The following is a 19,209-nucleotide window of genomic DNA, read 5'->3' on the forward strand; positions in this document are numbered from 1 at the left end:
GGTTAAATGCGAGTCTCTAGCTTTGCTACTATAATCCAATAAAGCTATAACACTATAAAGGAGAGAAACAAATGAACTATTTCGAGTTAGAAACACCAGCACTTTTAGTTGATAGAAACATAATGATGGATAATCTTTATTCGATGCAACATTATGCTGACAAATACAAAGTGAATTTACGGCCGCATACCAAAACTCATAAAATGCCGAAGCTAGCCCAATTACAAGAGGAGTTAGGCGCTGTAGGTATTACGGTAGCAAAAGTCGGCGAAGCCGAGGTGATGGCTGAAAATGGTTTAAAGGACATTTTTATTGCCAATGAGATTGTCGGTAAATCAAAAATTGAACGAATTAGAAAACTATCAGAGCACATTGATATCTCTTTTGGCATTGATAGTATCTACCAAGTAACTGAAATTGAAGAAGTTTTCGAAGGAGCAAAGAAAAAAGCTCAAGTGCTAGTAGAAATTGAGGTAGGAGAGGAACGCTCCGGGATTATAGAAGAAAGTGATTTTCGCACTTTATTGAAAGCGGTAAAGTCATGTAAAAATGTTGAATTTAAAGGTGTTTTTTCCCATGATGGACATACATATAAGGCAGAAAGTATAGATGAATGCCGAGAGCTATATGTTGAAAGTGTAAAAAGGACACTGCATTTTGCGAAAATAGCAGAAGAGATGGATCTCAAACCACAAGTCGTAAGTATCGGTTCTACCCCCCCTTTCATGTTAAAATTTGAAATACCAGATGGTATAACAGAAATCAGGCCTGGGACTTATATTTTTATGGATTCCTCACAGGCAAATGTAATCGGTACATATGATCGCTGTGCAGCATCAGTTCTTACGACCATCATTAGTAAACCTACTAAGGAGCGGGTTATTACAGACGTAGGGGCGAAAGGAATTACAGCCCAAACTAGAACTAAAGGTCTTACAAAAACAAAAGGACTTGGTCGTATTAAAGAATTTGACGATGTCTATTTATTTGGTGTTTTCGACGAACATGCTATCATCTACAATGAGGATTTCAGCAATCAGGTGAATGTAGGGGATAAAGTGCAAATCATCCCTAATCATATTTGCCCTGTTTGTAATTTACATGAGAAAGCCTTTTTAATCTCAGAAGGCGAAATCGTGGAAGAACTATTAGTAGAGTGCAGAGGAAAATTGCAATGAATCACTCATTTTCATAAGTTATAAGGTAATTAAAGTCACAACCAGCGCGATTGAACCGCTAGTTGTGTCTTTTTACTTGTAAAACTTTCGATAGTCCCCTTGTCCCCTGTTACCTATAAACTTAATCAGTTATGAAAATATCTAATAAATCACTTTATACATTCGAAATAATGTTGATAAGAATTTATGTTAACGTAGAGTCAAATGAGTTGAGTGGAGTGAAGCTGATGGGCGCTGAAAGAATTCAGGAATTAGAGTTGATTGAACCGAAAAAAAGGCCAGATTATAAAGGATATGGATTTGGAATTCTTTTAACATTAATCTTTGCATTGGTAGCTGGACAGATTGCCAGGCTGCCATTTTTTTCGATTATGGGGATTATGATCATTTCGATTTTACTTGGGGCAATATGGAGAAATTCGGTTTCAATGCCCACTACAGTAAATGTAAGTTTAGGTACAAATTTCAGCAGTAAATTCCTTCTGCGTGCGGGGATTATCCTTCTAGGTTTCAGATTAAGTTTTGCTGATATAAGTAACGCTGGGCCCTCCATATTCATCATTGATGCACTCGTTATCCTCTTCACGATGATTTTTATCCTATATTTAGGAAAAGCTTTTCGCATTAATAATAAGTTAACCATTCTGCTCGCTGCTGGGACAGCTATTTGTGGTGCTGCTGCCATTGTTGCTGTTGCTCCCATCATTAACAATAAGAAGGAACATACAGCGATTGCGGTCTCGTGCATAGCCGTTTTTGGAACAATAGGAGCCCTTTTTTATATCTTCCTTTTTCCTTATTTACCATTAAACGAAAGTCAGTTTGGGATAGTAGTTGGAGCAACTCTTCATGAACTGGCTCATGTCGTCGCGGCATCGGTTCCTGGCGGAGATGTAGCCAGTGATATGGCGATACTTGTTAAACTTGGAAGAGTCCTATTACTCATTCCGGTTGCATTAATCATCAGCTTCTTTATGACTAAGGGGTCTCAAAAAGATAAAAAAAGTGATAAGACCTTACCTATTCCATGGTTCATCTTTGGATTCCTTTTTATCAGCATCATCAACACATTCCAATTGATTCCCGAGAAACTCATCAGCTATCTGCTCGTTCTCAGTACGTACTTTCTGGCAATGGGAATGGTTGGGCTTGGGATGAATATTAAATGGGCTGATTTTGTAAAAGTAGGCATAAAACCAATTGCAGTTGCAGGAATTGGGTTTCTTGGCGTGCTCGCGTTAACTCCTATTCTCTTATTAATCTATCACCACTTTTCCTAAGGAAATTCATCCCCCCTTTTGGTACAATAGCAGAAGACAGGTACTAGGAGGAAGGCAATGAATCTTGATTATTTAAAGGTATTTTATGTAGCAGCTAACAATAAAAGTTTCTCTCAAACAGCAAAGGACCTCCACCTCTCTCAATCTTCTGTCAGTCTGCAAATTAAGTATCTTGAGGAAAAATGGGACTGCAAATTATTTGAACGAACCACAAAAAAAGTCTCCCTGACTCCTGCCGGGGAGATTCTATATATTCAAGTAAAAAAAATACTTACACTAATGAACGAAACGACTAATGCGTTGGAAGAGCTAAAAGGAATTGTCCACGGAGACTTAAAGGTTGGCGCCAGTTTAACGATTGGAGAGCACATCCTTCCCTTTATTTTAGCTGATTTTAGTAAACTGTACCCGTTGGTAAATATCCAATTTAATATTTTTAATTCAGATCAAATAGTGGATAAGTTAAATAATCAGGAAATTAATTTAGGATTTATTGAATCTATGCTCTCTTATCCGGTTGTAAAACAAAAGCCCTTTGCTGAAGATGAGCTGATTGTTGTTGCATCCCCTGACTACTACTTGGTTGATACAGAAACGATCACCATTGATCAGCTGCTTACCTTTCCTTTTATTATTAGGGAAAAAGGCTCTGGAACTAGACAAGTTATGGAGGATACTCTGCGAAAAAATCATATTAATCCATCTAAACTTAAGGTTGTTATCGAGCTAAATCACACCGAAGCAATCAAATCTGCCGTCGAAGCAGGCCTGGGAATCTCGATCTTATCCAAATCAGCTGTAAAAAAAGAGCTGGAATTAAACACATTAAAACAAATCGAAATCAAGGACATTCGCATGCTCCGGAGTTTCTATATGGTATATGATCAAGAACTGCTGCAACTGCCGAGCAAAAAGCTGATTGAACTCATTGAAGGGAAATACAATTCTTTATGATGGGAAATAAAACAGGCGGACACAAGCCGCCTGCCGGTTTTGTTATTAATAAAATTTTAAAGGTTAAAAGAATGTTTGGCCTATCCTACATTGTGGAGGCCTGTGCTAAATATGGTGTAAGACTCTTAACGGTTTAAAGTTGCGGTAAGAAAGGCGTAAATCCTTCTTATTTTTCGCCTTTGAATTTCCATCCTCTTTTCTTTTTGTCTTCCATTATCAAATTCTTAAGCTGTTCAGGACCTTCGTATTTCATCCACTCTTCTTTTGGTGTATTTAATCTATCTTTGCACTTATCGAATAATTCTTTTTCTTCTTTGCTTTGGTTCATACTATCACCCTTTCATTTTCTTTCTTATTTATATATAGATACATTTTCTTCAATCAAAGCAACAATCTATACGAAAACAGTGTGACTTTATCGTTGATCTTCAACCCGGTTTGCCAGTATCTTGATGATGATTAAAAAACTGACGGTGACTAACAAAGGGCCGAAAAAGATCCAAGGTGCCCTAATGAATTCATCAATACCGGAACCAATCAAGCCTGCCCATTCTCCGGATCTTGATAAAAACTTCGGGACTACCTCTCCATCTCCCGCAATGTTTCCCGGTTTTCTTCCTCCAATATAGTATTGAAAAACGCCAAGTTGGATGAGAAGCAGCATATTGATAGACAGTTGCTGCAGGAATACCACAATCAGCCTGTTTTTTAAAACGGGAAGAATTTGTTTCGTATAGATATGCCAGCTGCTTGCACCCAGCTGCCGGGAAGCTATGATATATTCATTGTTTAATATATACCGGGATTCTTTTACTAGAAGGGTAGATAAAATCGGTATTCCTATTAATACAAACAGAATGAATTGAAACAGGACCAGCTGCCAAATGCTATTTTGGTAAGACAAGGGATGCAAATCCGGCGATAGCAGCAACACCAAAATCATGCCCGGAATATACCGGAAGGGAGTAAATACGGTTTCAACCCATTCACTTATCCTTCTCAAAGGAAAAACTAGAAGATATGCGAGAATCATGCTTATCAGTATTCTCAGTAAAGATACACTGGTAATAAAAACGAGTGTAAACTTGGCGCCTTCAACCATTCTTAGTGCAAGGTCATTCCCTACCTCATCTGTTCCCAGTGGATGCGAAAGCGATGGCGGAAATGGCGCTTTCTCAATAATTTCGCCTTTGTCATTATAGATAAAGCGCTCTGGTTCTTTATCTGTTTTAAAAAAAGAAGAATAGACAATACTTACAGCCAACAAGAAAAGAAGCAAACCAGCGACCAATAGCAATGTTTTTCTAAAATTATTCATCATGCTGCACTCCTATTACGAAGAAGAAGCTTTACCGCAAGTAGAATGAAGCCATAAGGAAGCAGAATCAAGCCGACTCCAAGAATAAAAATTTCCCCTGACACAAATCGATATAGCATAAAAGTAAAACCATTAATCAAAGAAAGGTATTCTACTAAAATCAAACTCGTAATCATCATCCAATAAATGACTCCGAGATATTGAGTAAAAGAGTACACGATATTTCTGAGGACATGCTTCGTAAATACTTCCAGTCGGCTGAGCCCCTTCGCCTTTGCAAATTCCACATAGAGTTTTTCATATTCCTCTTCAAATACAGTAATCATGATTCGGAGCAGCATAAAAAACGGCACGAGCATTAAACAAATGATCGGCATGATATATACTTCCGTGTCCAAACTGTATAGCTGCAATATCTTCAGACCCGTCTGTTTATACAAATAAATAACTGCAAATTGAAAGCTCATAATGATGAAAAGATCCGGCAGCGTCTCAAGGATCGAAACAAGCTTTCTTACCCGCCTCCTTACCCCGAGCGGTAGCCAAAGGTAGAGATACAGAAAAATGAAAGCCAATCCTACACCAAGAAATAAAGCACCGAACAATAATGTAAGCGAGTAGCGATAGGCGTTTGGCAAATAAGTAAGGATGGGCACAGGGTCAAATGTATAAGGAAGCATGATCGATCCATTTTTTAATCCATATAAATTTTTAACCGTCGCTGCAACGGCCTGGACAAACTCAGACGGGTAAAATCCGAAAGAATTTTCCTTAAGGAATAAGAATTTCAGGCAAGCCAGAATAAGCACACTAAAAAAAAGCAGTAGAGCTTTTAAGCAAATTTTAAGGGCTTTTGACAATATGTACGTGTTAAATTTGAGTGGGAAATTTATCATTCTGTCTCCTTTCAATAAAATGCGAAAAGCCTAGAAGATAGGAAATATTATGGAAGTTGCAGACTCCTTCATTATAGACGAAAAAAGTTGTATTGAGTTTCCATTTTTCTTCATTTTGGTACTCGTAAGGTAAATCCAGCAAGGGACTGAATCGATCACTTTCTTTCTGGCCGGCAGCCACAGTCCTCATTTTCATACAAGAAGCGGAGAGAGGCTCTCTATCAAATTCGTACGGAAGATGACACATCATTTGTTAGGTAAGAGGAAATTTTTAAATAAAAAAAGCCCTAATACAATAAGTATCAGGACTAGTTATGATTCCGACTGGGTTCGAACCAGCGACCCCTACCCTGTCAAGGTAGTGCTCTCCCAGCTGAGCTACGGAATCGTTATTTTGTTATGCCTCTTGATGAGGACATTTATTACTATACTAGGATTTTATATAACAGTCAAGAGGAATATGAGATTTTTAAAAAATCTCATACCCCTCTCTTACATTTCACATATTATGTATTTAAACGTGTCTCATTTCTGATATCAGATTAATTCGCATCTCTGCAGAGTTAAATAAGTGTAAGTTGAAATTAAGTCTGCACTATCCTTTTTGAGTACGCTTACGTAGGGCTGTCGCCTATCAATATAATCCCATACATTATGCGGTACATGCCGCTCACACACGAGAATGATTTCCGCTCTTCCAACCCGTCCTTTTAATAATTCAAATCCGTCTTCATAGGGATTGTGAACTTGAACCAAACAACCATGCTTTTCAAGACGAGACATGTAATTATTCATCAGTCTGGATCCAACAATTAAAATTTTGAAGTTGCCAAATGTTTTATATTCCTTTTGCTTTGAAGCTTTTCTACTAACTTTTTGTACATTACTGGTTGGATTAAATTCAAACCAGGAGTAAAGGCGGGTTATTTCCGCTACGCCTTCCTGTACCCTGGCCCTTGCAGGTAAATCTGTTGAATCAGAGGGAATAACTGAACTATCCTTAACCGGGAAAGAGTTAATTTCTGCGGTGGTGGTTAAATCCGTGAACATCCACTCCCCGTCTTCAAAGGCAAGATAGCCGAGGCGTTCACTTTCTTGGAAATACTTTGGATTCCTTAGTATATAAGGACTTGCTCGCTTTTTTGATAAATGGCCTAGTAACCCAACTCTCCTCATAAAGGTATAAAAAACATTCTGACCCTCAAGGTAAAAATACTTTAGATTCTCCTTGGAAATGTACTGCTCCAGCAATAGTAATAATTGAGGTAAGTACTTGGCACCAAACCGCCCCTGGAAATAACTAATTAGCAATTCAGGATTGCTTCTAAGGTTATTTTCAAAAACTTTGTATGTATCAAGTTCTCTTTGTAACTTTGCTAGCTCCTCCCTTAAGTCGCCGTGTTCCTGGATAACGATTGAATCAAAATTGTCCAACTTTTGTTTTAAAGCCGTATTTTGTTCTCGCAGCTGCTTCACCTGATTGGCCAAATTTTTTTGTTTATCAGAGACTCGTTTTCTACGTTTTTCCTTTTTGAGCAGGTCGAGCTGCAACTCCAGTTCTTTTGTCTGTTTTATTTCTTTTTGCAGAGATGTATGTAACTCCATGGTTTTTATTTCAAGCCGCTTGGTTTCCAGATTCAACTCCTTTTGCAACTCCCACTTTTCCCTTTTCAATGACTCATTCTTTTGTTTTTCTAGCCTGTTCTCTTCTCTTAATTCATGGATAAGTTTCTTTTGGGCTTCAATCTCTTTTTGTGCCTTTTTCAACTTTTTATGGATTTCTTTTATTTGCTTTAGATCCTCTGATTTATCGTTTAGTTTTATCGCTTTATCTTTTATTTGAACGCGAGTTAGAAACTTTTCATTAAGAGCTTCTTTTTTCCTCTTATTTATTTCTATGTTCTTTTTTACATTTCCTTGGCGACGGGTATCTCTGAACATTTTTGGCATGGTACCACTCTCCAAAGCGAACACAAGTTCTTTTTACCTATAATATACCATATAAAGGGAACTTTCTAAAGCAATAGACTTAGATAATTTATTTACCTTATCCTTCCGCAAATAAAATAATCACACAAATTCTCCATAAAACTTATACCATGATTGAGAATATTGTCATCCGACTGCACCACTCTAACCGTTCTTTTCACCACGGAATATCATAATATGCACTACCAAAAAACATAAAATACACCAGACCGATATATAAACCTGACGGAATCATGAATATCGTCAGGTTTTTTCTGCATTCTAGCCCTTGTTAAATAAACTAATTTAAGCAAACATAAAGATATTTTATTATTTTGTATAAGTTTACTTTACTTTTATAAAAGATAAGTTTATAGTTTTATTCAAGAGGTGAAGGTCATGAAGAAAGATTTTGGTGATTCGATATCAAATAAGGTTTATGAACATCGTGTACTTGCTAGAATGTCTCAGCAAGAATTAGCAGAAAAAGTTGGGGTTTCCAAACAAACTATCTTCGTAATGGAAAAAGGAAATTATGTTCCCACTCTGCTGCTGGCTTTTCGCATTGCCGATTTTTTTAATGTTGATGTAAACGAGATATTTACTTATGAGAAAGGAAATGATCAAAATGATAACTAATTTTTTCTCAGATATCCATAACGCAATTTTTCACCCTTTAAAGTCCTGGGCTGAACAATCTACGGGAAACTGGAATATTCTCATTGGAGTTGGTTTTTTACTCCTTATGGGTAGTGTGATTTTCACCTATATTTTTCATAAGAAGATTGGGCCAGCAGATGAACGGACAAATATTATCTATTTGAAAAGCGCTTACTGTGTGTTGTTGGCAATTCTTCTATGTGACATGATTTTTCCCAAAGACTATATGTGGACCATCTTTTTCTTGTTCAAATATGCGTTAGCAATTTTAGCAGGTGGATTATACTTGGCCATCCAATATAAAAAGGATTTATCGTAAGGAAAGTTCGCAGAGAGAGGGCTGGCTATCGAATTGTGCCTGTAGCATCAAAGTCATTTTTTTATTGGAGGCATACGTTTCTAAACTCTCATAGACGTATGTAGTAATGTATGAAAGCAGAAAAAAGTTTGCTATACTTCTCCGGCTTCTAACAGTTTTAGTTCCATTCGGGATACTGGAGAATCAGTTGGAGTATTATCGGAAGAGTTATTGATCATATGGAGTTTAATAGGAATAAGCATGCTCAGAGTTAGCATGCTTTTTCATTAAAGAGTAGAGTTGATTGTGAGATGAATAGGACAATAGTAAGAAACTCATCAGGATTGGTATCAAACCATTCTTTTCCTAAAGCAGTGTCTAAATTTTTCTTTCTATAAGTAAGGATATTGTGAATAGCCAGCTCCAAAGCATGTGCGTTGTCTGTTTTTATTATGATTGCTACTTTAGGTTTTTCGGGCAAAGCTGTTGAAGCTTGAGAACTTATTCTTTGCATTGGATCCTTATCCGTTTTCCCGATTTTACATTCCCATGTATCCTTAACCCTATTTTTCTTGTAACTAGGAAAATAATATAAATAAACTGCACTTGGACCCCTTCCCAAAATAATATCCGCTTCATCATCATCTTTTGTTTTTTCTGGTTGATGTTCTCTTTCATCAGGAGTTGGCACAATGTCAATAATGTCACTTTTGTTTTCGTTATTTATTTGCCAATATCCCAGTGAACGTTTTGTGGCGTACCCTTCCTTCACTAAACGTTCTAACGCCTTTTTCACCATTCTGGGCCTATCTTTCGCTCTGGGTTCTTTTCCACCTCTCTCTATATGGATTTTTATAATTTCTTGAATTATTGTTTTTCTCTCTACTGTGCTTCTATTAAATATTTCTAGAATAAGATCTCTACTTATAGTAGGAGTAAGATGAATATTTTTATATTTATATTCCCAATTTTCCATGTAACCTCCCCCAACCTTCATCATTTATATTTAACATTATTTATCAATTTTGTTTCTTCATCTCTTTTGAAGTTCAATACCGTAGATTAAGACCAACCCCTCCTCACCCAAACCTACCCACTTCCATCATGAATGCCAATTCAACTGTCCCGATTGGTCCGTTCCGCTGCTTGGCGACGATCACCTCAATTACCTGGCTTTCTGCCGGTTGTCCCTTGGTGTGTTTGAGTTTCCTTCATAGCTCTCTCTTCTTCTTTTTTCTCGTAATATCCCTCGCGATACAGAAACGCAATCACATCTGCATCCTGTTCAATCTGTCCGCTCTCTCGCAGATCCGATAACATTGGCCGTTTGTCCTGACGGTTTTCTACTCCTCGACTCAGCTGGGATAGCGCAATGACCACTGCATTCGTTTCCCTGGCCATTTGTTTGAGTAATCGGCTGATTTCGCTGACTTCTGCCTGGCGATTTGCTTGATGTCTGGGGTTGCCGGTAATCAGTTGGAGATAATCAATTACCACTAGAATCCTTTTTTCTTCACCAAATTCCTTTCTCAACTGCCTGACCTTTGTCCAAATATAGCTAATGTCCATTCCTGCTTGGTCGAATATTCTCATGTTTAATCTCGAAAGGATACTTATGGCATACTGGAAGTTATTCCATTCCTCTTGATTAAAGGTTTGCTTTGGGTTTCTCATCTTAATGCTGCTGATGTTGCCGATAGAGCTTGCGGCCCTTCGCAGCAATTGTCTTTTTGGCATTTCTAAAGAAAAAATAGCTGTCACATCCTCTTTAGCTGCATTCAATGCAATGTTCAGTGCAAAGGCTGTCTTCCCCATACTTGGGCGTGCACCAACGACCACTAGGTCTGACTCCTGAAAACCGCCGGTCAGCTTGTCCAGTTTGTAAAATCCTGAAGGAACTCCGGTGATTTCCCCTATGTCCTTTTCACAGTCGATATACAAGTCCACGAGCCCAGTTCTGATGTCCCCAGCATCATCGGTTCCTTGCACCTCTTCAATCAGCCTTAGTTGTTTGATGCCTTCGTTAAGGACATCCTTGATATCTCCATCCCGTGCCCTATCCCTAATTTTTCCGGCAATTTCAATTGTTTTTCTTTTTTGGTGATATTCCATGACTGTGTTTTGATAGAATTGAAAATTTTCGGTGGTTGGAACACTGATTGCGATATCGGTGAGATAGCCAATACCTCCAAGGCTCTCAAGCTCCTGAATGCCAGCTTCCTCTGCAACCGTGATGATGTCAATCGGCTTACCTTTTTCATACAGCCGGCAAATAACTGAGAATAGACTTCTTAATTTATAGGTATACAGTTGAATCGGCTGGACTGTGCATTCTTGCATCAGCGTTCCATCTAGAAAGAACGACCCGACAAATGCCTCTTCAGCCTCATAGTTTACCAGCCGTCCATCACCCTCTTTATAGCTCATTGCTACAACAGACATTATGAATTCCTCCTTTCGATCCCAAGAATTTCCCTGATTTTAGCCATATGTGCCTCGGCTACCTCCGCACTTGCTGGCCTTTCCCGCTGAAAAAGAACATAGTTTGTCTCATTGCAGTTAGGTATCGCTCTCCCTACAGCAGCCGGTTTAGAAGCAAAATCACAAATTCTAGGCGGGTAGGGAGAAACAGCGGCATGGGCTAAAAGCCGCTGCTTACACTGTTCAAAGGAGGATTCTTTCAAAAGCTTGTGCCAATTGTCGACCTTCTCCTGGTCAACCACAAAATGCTCATAATAAGTCGTGATCATCTTTAATAGTAAAAACACTTCACGTTTCGTCATCAAAGCGGAAATCCTCCTCACGCAGCTTTGTTTTGGCAGTCTTCTGGTTTAAATATGATTCAAACTTTGGACCAAAAAGCGTCTCTGGCCTCAGGTATCGGCTCCACTTCGGATGTTCGAGCCACTCATCCGCTTTTTTATCAATGACAGTCATGAAATCAGACAGCCTGAATCCTTCCTTCCACCGGGAAGTGATTAGCTTCCGGGTCTTCCCTGTCCCAACCTTATAGGACGAGTTGGTTTTTTCATTCAAGTACTCCACCACTTCAGCAACCGGAATCTCCTCAATTGATTCCAGTTTCTCTGGAATCTCAGACTCCGGCAGAATTTCTTCTGTAATGGTTTCCCTTTCATCAAGCTCCTTCAATTTTTCATAATCAATTGTGTACCACTTAGTCTGATCCAGTTTGGATCTGTTGAAATTGCCCGATAGAACATAGCCCAGGTCCTCCAGTGTTTTAAACACTCGCTTGATTGTACTCTCCGACCAAAACGGGAGCTGCTGGTTCCACTCCTTATAGGTGTTATACACCCAGCTTCTCCCCTCAATCACATGAAGCTTCTTTTTCAGCCAATAATGGATTTGCTGCAGCACAATCGCTTCATTCAAGCCAATCTTCACTGCCAAAGCCGGGATCACCATCATCGGCCGTTCATTAATCAACAAATTGCTCATACAAAAACCTCCGTTTCTAGTAGTCACCACTGCATCGCGTCAAACAATATCACTCCAGCCTCTCACCCTTTATATATAGATGAGCCCCCCAAAAAGGACATGGTCAAATATGAACAATTTTTGACACAAAAAATAACCCGGCTGCGATAGCAACCGGGGATGTATATATCTTTGTTGTAATCTATGAAGTACTCTATGGTATGAGCGGGTCAGGTTGAATGCAACCAATTGTTGAAAGTGCTACATTGGACAACTCAATTTGGGCTTGGCAGGGAATCCTAACGGTGGTGTATTAAGAGATGTAAATCCCAAACTAATTAGTATAGGGATTTACTTTGGAATTTAAAATATAATATTATTTCAACTATAAGGAATAAAGATAAGTCTTTTTCTTGGTTTTTCAAACTTCAGTGTATCTATTTGGAGTAATGGAGTAGTGGTAAATTTCTATATCAGGATCAATAAACCTTCTTCTTTGGGCAGCCTTAAGGGTATGATACATGTTATCACGGCCAACGCCATTATCGGTATGCAGGTATATCTTATTGGTCCGCAATCCCTTTTCACAAAAATATTTCACTAAATCATAGCCAGTCGGTAATAGATTTCCTTTTTCATCTTCTCCTATATCGTGATCAAGTAATAGTATATAATTGCAAAATTCTAGATATAAAGTATGGCCTCATCCGTGTTTCTCGCGGTTAATTTAACAGTGTTATAAATCCTATCCTTTATCCTATTTTAATTTTCGAATTATAATTTCTTATTACCCAATATTACTTTTATAATTTTGAATGGTAGGGACAAACTATATGTTATTGGAAACATACTTTATTAAAGTGTAGTAAGCATAAAATTTAATACGTTAATACAAGATATACAAATAAAACGCTGCCAATTGGACAACGTCTTAATAAATTTTTATAAAGCAGTTCAAATAGATTTATTTAATCCGAACTCCTTTACAATATCCCTAGTTAATTTGGCTAGAGGCCTTTTGTGTATATCATCGGATTTAATGTAATTTCCATAAATTAGTCTCCCCATATCATCATCGTCAAAGATACTCGGGAAATTAGTGACAATAGATTTTATTAAGGTCTCATCATATATTTTTGATTTAATTATTAACTCCGAGACATAATCTTTGTGAAAGTTGTATAATTCATTAATTTTAAAAGTTTTTGCATTTCTAGCAATCTTCCTTAAGGTTGAATAATCCATCTTTATATCTTTATTAATTTTCAACTTAATATCGAATACATCTATTGAACCATCCCAGAGTTTAACATAGTCAATTTTATCGTGGCTCTTTCTGAACTGAACCGAAAACCTTACATTATCCCCGAAATCTTCAATATAAGGATTAATATGAGTGCCTAATGAAAATTTCTTGGTTCGCTTTAAACTACTGTTACAAATATAGCAACAAGGTATCAGATTATAAAAGGACAATGCTAAATATGGATAAGTAGCTTTATCAAAAAAATGGTCAAAATGCGGGCGGGTTCTACCGTCTTCAGTGTTTAAAGTGTGAATATAATTTCTATTACAATAGGGACAAACTGAAATCTTTACGTTTTCAGCTAAAGCATATGCCCCCCACTTTGAGGAATCATACGTATTAACAAAATTGTTGTAATTGAAAATATCTGTAAGTTTTTTATGTATTGTTTTTTTATTTTTTATATCCTCGGAAATATCAGGAAACTCTCTTTCAATTTCATATATAATATCTTGAAGTATTTTAGGGTTCCCTACAAGTATTTTTGTTAAATTATTAATAATGTAGTCAAAAAACTTTTTCTGCTCTTTTCTTATTCTTTTCTGCAATATTCCTTGTATTTTTCTGGAAATTTTTGGTTGAAAATAATCATAATGACGTATACTTAAGCTGTCTAGCCCATGGTTTAATATATTATTTAGCCCTATCATTTTGATTTCCTTAATTCGTCAATTTGTTTTTCCAACATACCTATTTTTTCATCAATATTCATCATATTAACACTCATCTTTTCATTTAAAATACTTAACAACTTATTTTTTATAATTGGTTCTCCAATTATATTAATTGTTTTTTCAATATCTTCTTTATATCTATATATTTCTGCTGCTTTACTATTCATTAATAAATCAATTATTTTGTTTATTTTATATTTGGCAAAGTCACCTATAAGACCATCCCCCATAAAAAAAGAATGAGATAATAAATTATGAATATTTGCTGCAAAAGTGTGATGTTGTTCTTCTAAGCCACTAATTATTTTGCTAGAATCCTCTGTTCTTTTTAAAAAAATGATACTAGAACTTGGTAGATCGGAAATTATAAATGGCGAATTAGAAGTAATGATAATTTGGATGTTTTTATTCTTGAAAAGTGATGTAAGAAATTGAATTAAATTATAAACTAATCGTCTTTGCCATTCAGGATGTAAGTAAATTTCACCTTCATCAATCAAGACAATTATATTATCCTCTATAATTTGTTTCTTTACTGAATAAAATCTTGAATATATATTTAATAAGGCTTTTTCTCCCGAACTCAGATCTCGCCACCCATACGATAAATATTCATGCACATCAATTGTGTCAATATATAACGAGTTTAGTTCTTTAAATAAAGCGTTATCATTTACACTAAATTCAAAAGTCATCCGCTTCACATTAATAACATTGTTCATCCCATTTTCAATAATAAATTCAAAAAAAGAAACCAAGTTCTTTGCTAAATTAATTTTGTTAACTTCACTATTTTGAAATTTTTCTGACGCTTTATCCAATAATGTAGTGACTTTTTCTTTAAAAGTACCTTTTTGATTTAGATAATGATCCATAAATAACTTATAAACGTCAAAACCTGAATTCTGGTAGTGCATTTCTATTAAATAATGATATATTAAGCATAATAATATATTTAATTCAAAAATCTCTAACCTATTTCTCGTCTTCTGTTTATCTCGGTCCTTCTGAAATTCATCCATCATGTCTAAGATTTCCGACGTGAAATCCTCTTGGTTCTCTAAGTCTGTATTTAAGAAAGATACCTTTACATATTTAGGTAATGAAAAAGGAATTTTTAATAATTCATTTTTTTCTTCATTAATCATTTTTAACTGTCGATCCATTTCTCTAAATCGATGAACCGAAATTTCATTTTGATTTAAATATCCCGATTGTTTAACTGCTGTTTCTAACAAATAATTAGTTGAGATATTTAGCAATTTACTATGTTGTATTTCTCTCATTTTTAAGTCAAATATATTTGAAAAAAATATAAAATTTGTGTTTTCTAATCCTTCTAATGGTGTAGGTTTAAACTTTGATCCAATTTTTATTGGTATTATATTATAGTCTATATCCTTCGAATGTATTTCTAATTCCATATTTTCTGGCTTGTATATCTTTAATATGCTTTGATCATAAAATGCTATTATTACATTACTTTTAAACTTCCCCCTACTTAAGTGCTCTTTTATAAAATCTAATAATGTTGATTTGCCCGATCCGTTTTCCCCAACAATGGCAGTAATATTACTTATTTTTGTATTATCAGTCTCGCTTTCTAATGAATAAAAGTTATTAATATAATTGGGGTTTTTTGTGATAAATAATCTTACAGGAATATTGCCTTCGGTAGGTTTATTGTAACGGAAATTAAATTTACCGCTAAAATTAAAACCTTGTTCAATTATAAAATTGTTATATTCCTGAATAAATATATACTGAAGTTCCATATTTTCCCCCTCTTTGATATATCTGAATTGACTGATTCCCTTTGAAGTAACCCGCTTGACTTTTTTTAGCCCTATTTTTATCATGCATTTATTTTATTATAATCATCTTTATATTATCTAACTACGTATTTTTATCTTATTTGCCAAGATTTTCATATTTTCTTTGTCGATTATTGTATGATAGAAGATAAATATGGAAAATAAAATTGCACTAGGAGGGCATAGCATATAAGAATAAGAAGATATATTACTTGTTTTATTACTAAAGTATTAATACTAGGGAATTAATGCTCTAGAAAATACTGAATAAATTAATATAATTTTATGAGAGTTGGTATAGGATGAATTTCAGAGGCAATCAATGGTATAAATGTGATTTACATTTACATACACCTGAAAGCAAATGTTTCTCAAGTAAGGAAGTGACTCCAGAGGAATGGGTTCAATCATGTATAGCTAAGGGATTAGAAGTAGTAGCCGTTACGGATCATAATAGTGGTAATTATATTGATAGAATTATTGAAGCTGCCAAAGGTACAAAATTAACTGTTTTTCCGGGTGTAGAAATTACTTGTGATACATCTAAAGTACACTTATTAATTTTATTTGATATAGACAAGCGAACAAGTGATATTAATGGATTTCTTCATTATTGTGGAATTCAGGACCATAAGTTCGCAGAACAAGATGCGACCACCGAGGAAACAGAAACTATATTTTCAATTGCAGAAAAGGCAGTTAGCCGTGGTGCAGTTGTAATTCCAGCACATATTGATGAGTATAATGGTATTTGTGAAACCAGTTACCAAACAATGCAAAATTTCATGGATAAACCATATATTACTGGTGTTCAAGTGGTTAATAGAGAAATTTATTACCAAGAGAGTTTCTCTTCTCAAGAACGTCTTGATGCACTAATCGAAAGATATCCGAGGATAAATGAAGACCTTGTAAGAAAATGGAGCAATGCAGTAAAGCTTGCCAAAAAGAGAGATAAGGCGATGCTTACATTTTCTGACAATCCTAGTGCTCACGGAAAAACAACACACGGTCTTTGGGGGATAGGAAACAGATATACTTGGATTAAAATGGAGGAAGATATATCCTTGGAGAGTCTGAGACACGCTTTATTAATGCCCTCTCAGAAAATAAGGAATGACTTTGATTGTCCATCTTCTCCATACACTAAACCAAATCTACTTATTAAAGGTTTAGTCGTGAAAAATACTGTTTTAAATCCTCGAGATACTATCAAAATACAATTAAGCCCTCAATTAAATACCATTATTGGGGGGCGTGGAACCGGCAAATCTGCGATTCATAGGATTATAAGAGGACTTTTAGAAAATAACTCTGACATAAGTGATTTTGGTGAGTTACTTCAAGAACAAAAAAATTTCTTTAAACAATGCGATACTAGGTCCGAAGAAGAAAAAAAGGGAATCCTAACAAATGATACAGTTATAGAATTATATATAGAAAGATTAGGACATACTTACAAGATAATTTACACCAATTTTCATGGAGAACAATTCTCTAAAACTTTTTATAAAATGAATGAAAACGGTATATACCAAGAGACTCCAGATCCTATTTTAGACTTGTTTAGTGCAGAAATATACTCCCAGAAGCAAATTTATCAAATAGCTACTCGTCCAAATGCTCTAAGAGAGAAGATAGACCAATCTATCATTAATTTGGATGACAAGTTAAAAGAACTAAAAGATACTCAAAATACTTATTTTGTTACGTCAGTACAAATAAGATCCATACGAGATCGAATTAGAAAAAAATCTAGACTTGAATTTGAAATAAAAGATGTTCAAGAAAGGCTATTGGAGTTTAAAGAAAAAGGCTATCAAAATATTTTAAAGAAACAGCAAGAATTTGAAGCCGATAATGCTAATCTTCAAAAAGTTACTAAGGATTTTGAGGATAAAGAAAGTAAACTCAGTGATATGATAGATACCTTTTGTTATCCGGACTTTGATAAATTCGAATTCTTACAAGATGGTGAGGAAGAGTTAAGAATGATATTAGCTAGGAATTCTACAGAATTCCACGCAGTTATTACAAAACTAACAGATTCCAGAAAAGTTTTAACCGAAGCAAAGGCATCTTTAATTCAGGCAATTAGGGAATCTACTTGGAATCAACATTTCCAAAAGGCAATATTTGAATTTCAAACCTTACAAGACGAGTTAACTCCAGATGAATTAAAAGATTTAGATAATATAGAGGCGCTTTCAACTGAGTTAAATCGCAAAGGAACGGAGCTTGAAGATATTGCAAAAGATGAAGATAAATTAAACACTCTATCGGATGAATTAAAAGGAATTTCAGATTCCTATTTGGAAATAAGAAAACATATCACTACACTTCGAAGAGATTTTTTAGGATCAGTACTTGCTGATACTCCAAATATAAAAATTGAAGTAAAGCCATTTCGTGATTCCGAAAATTTTGAAGCTGAACTAAGAAAAATTCTTCAAAGACCTGATACATTTACAGATGATTTTCAGGTCATTAATTCTTTAGTTTTTAATGGTCCAGTAGAGCGAAATATTACGGAGTTACGTGATATGATAACAACTATTAAAGATACTGGCCAAAATAATGGAAGGTTTACTGGCAGATTCAATACCTTAATAAAGGGTCTTAATGATGAACAAATGGATAAGATTAGACTATTATATCCAGAAGATAAAATTGAAGTTCAATATAAAGCAAATGCTGCCTCTGGGTTTAAATCTATATCTAATGCTTCAGCTGGCCAAAAAACATCAGCCATCCTCACCTTCCTTTTATCTTATGGAGATTCTCCACTTTTATTGGACCAACCTGAGGATGATTTAGATAACCAACTTATTTATGAATTAATTGTAGACCGCTTATGCCATTCCAAAAATACTCGCCAAATAATAGCTGTTACCCATAATGCTAACATCCCTGTTAATGGGGACTCTGAGTGGGTAATAGCAATGAATTCGGAAAGTAAGAATATAGAAGTTCTATGTGAGGGTTCTATTGAGAAACAGGGTATAAAAGAAGCCATATGCAATATTATGGAAGGTGGAAAAGAAGCCTTTACACTTCGGGCAAAACGATACAAGTTAGAAGTTTAGACATTTTCCAGTTCGTATTTATATTTTCATTATTTTTGAACCGATAGGGGTTCAAACATCCCTTTTAAGCAAATTCTTTTCCTCCTTATCCTAAAGAAGGTGCCCTAATAACTTAGGCTAAGGCTTATATGTCGCACCCTACCAACTCTTATTGGAATAGGAAGGGGTATGGATATAATGCCATTGATAAAATCAAGGTTAAGGTACATTAACGGGGAATTTGGTTATTCTACCTAAGAACAAATAGAGCAGGAATTTATTTTCGTCTCTATTTGTTCTTATTCAAAAAAAATCTCCATTCTCAAAAATTCATTCTAGATTGACTACCATTCACATTCA

General features: G+C 35.5%; 18 protein-coding genes and 1 tRNA gene. 6 read left to right on the plus strand and 13 right to left on the minus strand.

Translation table 11 applies throughout. The features are described 5' to 3' along the window. Positions 1 to 71 precede the first annotated feature (71 nt). The 3 genes from TY16_RS14150 (at position 72) to TY16_RS14160 (ending at position 3,412) form a co-directional block, all read left to right on the plus strand. Entirely contained in the window at positions 72 to 1,178 is a 1,107-nt protein-coding gene (locus tag TY16_RS14150; protein ID WP_043932524.1) for a D-TA family PLP-dependent enzyme, read from the plus strand. Between the two features lie 227 nt (positions 1,179 to 1,405). Next, positions 1,406 to 2,458 carry a YeiH family protein gene (locus TY16_RS14155; RefSeq protein ID WP_043932525.1) on the plus strand — a complete coding sequence of 351 codons (1,053 nt, stop codon included), beginning with the start codon at positions 1,406 to 1,408 and terminating at the stop codon, positions 2,456 to 2,458. A 57-nt stretch (positions 2,459 to 2,515) separates the two neighbouring features. After that, positions 2,516 to 3,412: a selenium metabolism-associated LysR family transcriptional regulator gene (locus tag TY16_RS14160; RefSeq protein WP_043932526.1), complete on the plus strand. Its 897-nt coding sequence runs from the start codon at positions 2,516 to 2,518 to the stop codon at positions 3,410 to 3,412. 166 nt (positions 3,413 to 3,578) lie between these two features. Here TY16_RS14160 and TY16_RS26295 read toward each other — a convergent pair whose 3' ends face one another. From TY16_RS26295 to TY16_RS14180, 5 genes are all read right to left on the minus strand, one after another. Next, on the minus strand, positions 3,579 to 3,740 hold the full coding sequence (locus TY16_RS26295; RefSeq protein WP_155922254.1) for a hypothetical protein: 162 nt from the start codon (positions 3,738 to 3,740) through the stop codon (positions 3,579 to 3,581). An 87-nt stretch (positions 3,741 to 3,827) separates the two neighbouring features. Next, positions 3,828 to 4,730: an ABC transporter permease subunit gene (locus tag TY16_RS14165; protein ID WP_043932527.1), complete on the minus strand. Its 903-nt coding sequence runs from the start codon at positions 4,728 to 4,730 to the stop codon at positions 3,828 to 3,830. Next, complete coding sequence (locus tag TY16_RS14170; protein WP_043932528.1) at positions 4,730 to 5,626, minus strand: ABC transporter permease subunit; 897 nt, start codon at positions 5,624 to 5,626, stop codon at positions 4,730 to 4,732. Before TY16_RS14170 ends, TY16_RS14165 begins: the two co-directional genes overlap by 1 nt. A gap of 315 nt (positions 5,627 to 5,941) precedes the next feature. Then, positions 5,942 to 6,014, minus strand: a tRNA-Val gene (locus TY16_RS14175). Between the two features lie 149 nt (positions 6,015 to 6,163). Continuing rightward, a complete protein-coding gene (locus tag TY16_RS14180) occupies positions 6,164 to 7,576 on the minus strand; it encodes a hypothetical protein (RefSeq protein WP_043932529.1) in 1,413 nt (470 codons plus the stop codon). Positions 7,577 to 7,993: 417 nt separating this feature from the next. Here TY16_RS14180 and TY16_RS14185 point away from each other — a divergent pair, with 417 nt between their 5' ends. Together TY16_RS14185 and TY16_RS14190 are read left to right on the plus strand one after the other, a co-directional pair. Next, positions 7,994 to 8,233: a helix-turn-helix transcriptional regulator gene (locus TY16_RS14185; protein WP_043932530.1), complete on the plus strand. Its 240-nt coding sequence runs from the start codon at positions 7,994 to 7,996 to the stop codon at positions 8,231 to 8,233. Beyond that, a complete protein-coding gene (locus tag TY16_RS14190; RefSeq protein WP_043932531.1) occupies positions 8,223 to 8,573 on the plus strand; it encodes a hypothetical protein in 351 nt (116 codons plus the stop codon). Before TY16_RS14185 ends, TY16_RS14190 begins: the two co-directional genes overlap by 11 nt. A gap of 250 nt (positions 8,574 to 8,823) precedes the next feature. Here the strand turns inward: TY16_RS14190 and TY16_RS14195 are convergent, their stop codons facing one another. From TY16_RS14195 to TY16_RS25275, 8 genes are all read right to left on the minus strand, one after another. Further along, complete coding sequence (locus TY16_RS14195) at positions 8,824 to 9,528, minus strand: GIY-YIG nuclease family protein (RefSeq protein WP_043932532.1); 705 nt, start codon at positions 9,526 to 9,528, stop codon at positions 8,824 to 8,826. A 103-nt stretch (positions 9,529 to 9,631) separates the two neighbouring features. After that, positions 9,632 to 9,712, minus strand: coding sequence for a DnaB-like helicase C-terminal domain-containing protein (locus TY16_RS27295; RefSeq protein WP_231505709.1), 81 nt, complete (start codon positions 9,710 to 9,712; stop codon positions 9,632 to 9,634). Position 9,713: 1 nt separating this feature from the next. Further along, positions 9,714 to 10,994, minus strand: coding sequence for a replicative DNA helicase (locus TY16_RS14200; protein WP_231505623.1), 1,281 nt, complete (start codon positions 10,992 to 10,994; stop codon positions 9,714 to 9,716). Beyond that, positions 10,994 to 11,338: a hypothetical protein gene (locus TY16_RS14205; protein ID WP_052342738.1), complete on the minus strand. Its 345-nt coding sequence runs from the start codon at positions 11,336 to 11,338 to the stop codon at positions 10,994 to 10,996. Before TY16_RS14205 ends, TY16_RS14200 begins: the two co-directional genes overlap by 1 nt. Then, positions 11,322 to 12,011 carry a conserved phage C-terminal domain-containing protein gene (locus TY16_RS14210; RefSeq protein WP_043932533.1) on the minus strand — a complete coding sequence of 230 codons (690 nt, stop codon included), beginning with the start codon at positions 12,009 to 12,011 and terminating at the stop codon, positions 11,322 to 11,324. The genes TY16_RS14205 and TY16_RS14210 overlap by 17 nt, the downstream gene beginning before the upstream one ends. Positions 12,012 to 12,411: 400 nt before the next feature. Then, a complete protein-coding gene (locus TY16_RS26925) occupies positions 12,412 to 12,660 on the minus strand; it encodes a cyclic-phosphate processing receiver domain-containing protein (protein WP_331281080.1) in 249 nt (82 codons plus the stop codon). A gap of 284 nt (positions 12,661 to 12,944) precedes the next feature. Further along, positions 12,945 to 13,946, minus strand: a complete 1,002-nt coding sequence (locus TY16_RS14215) for a hypothetical protein (RefSeq protein WP_052342739.1) — start codon at positions 13,944 to 13,946, stop codon at positions 12,945 to 12,947. Beyond that, positions 13,943 to 15,745 (minus strand): AAA family ATPase, encoded by a 1,803-nt coding sequence (locus TY16_RS25275; protein ID WP_052342740.1) that lies wholly within the window; start codon positions 15,743 to 15,745, stop codon positions 13,943 to 13,945. Before TY16_RS25275 ends, TY16_RS14215 begins: the two co-directional genes overlap by 4 nt. A 341-nt stretch (positions 15,746 to 16,086) precedes the next feature. Here TY16_RS25275 and TY16_RS14225 point away from each other — a divergent pair, with 341 nt between their 5' ends. Next, entirely contained in the window at positions 16,087 to 18,870 is a 2,784-nt protein-coding gene (locus TY16_RS14225) for a TrlF family AAA-like ATPase (protein ID WP_043932534.1), read from the plus strand. Positions 18,871 to 19,209 lie beyond the last annotated feature (339 nt).

Origin of the sequence: Bacillus sp. EB01, from assembly GCF_000613125.1 — a bacterium.
Lineage (GTDB): Bacteria > Bacillota > Bacilli > Bacillales > Cytobacillaceae > Bacillus_D.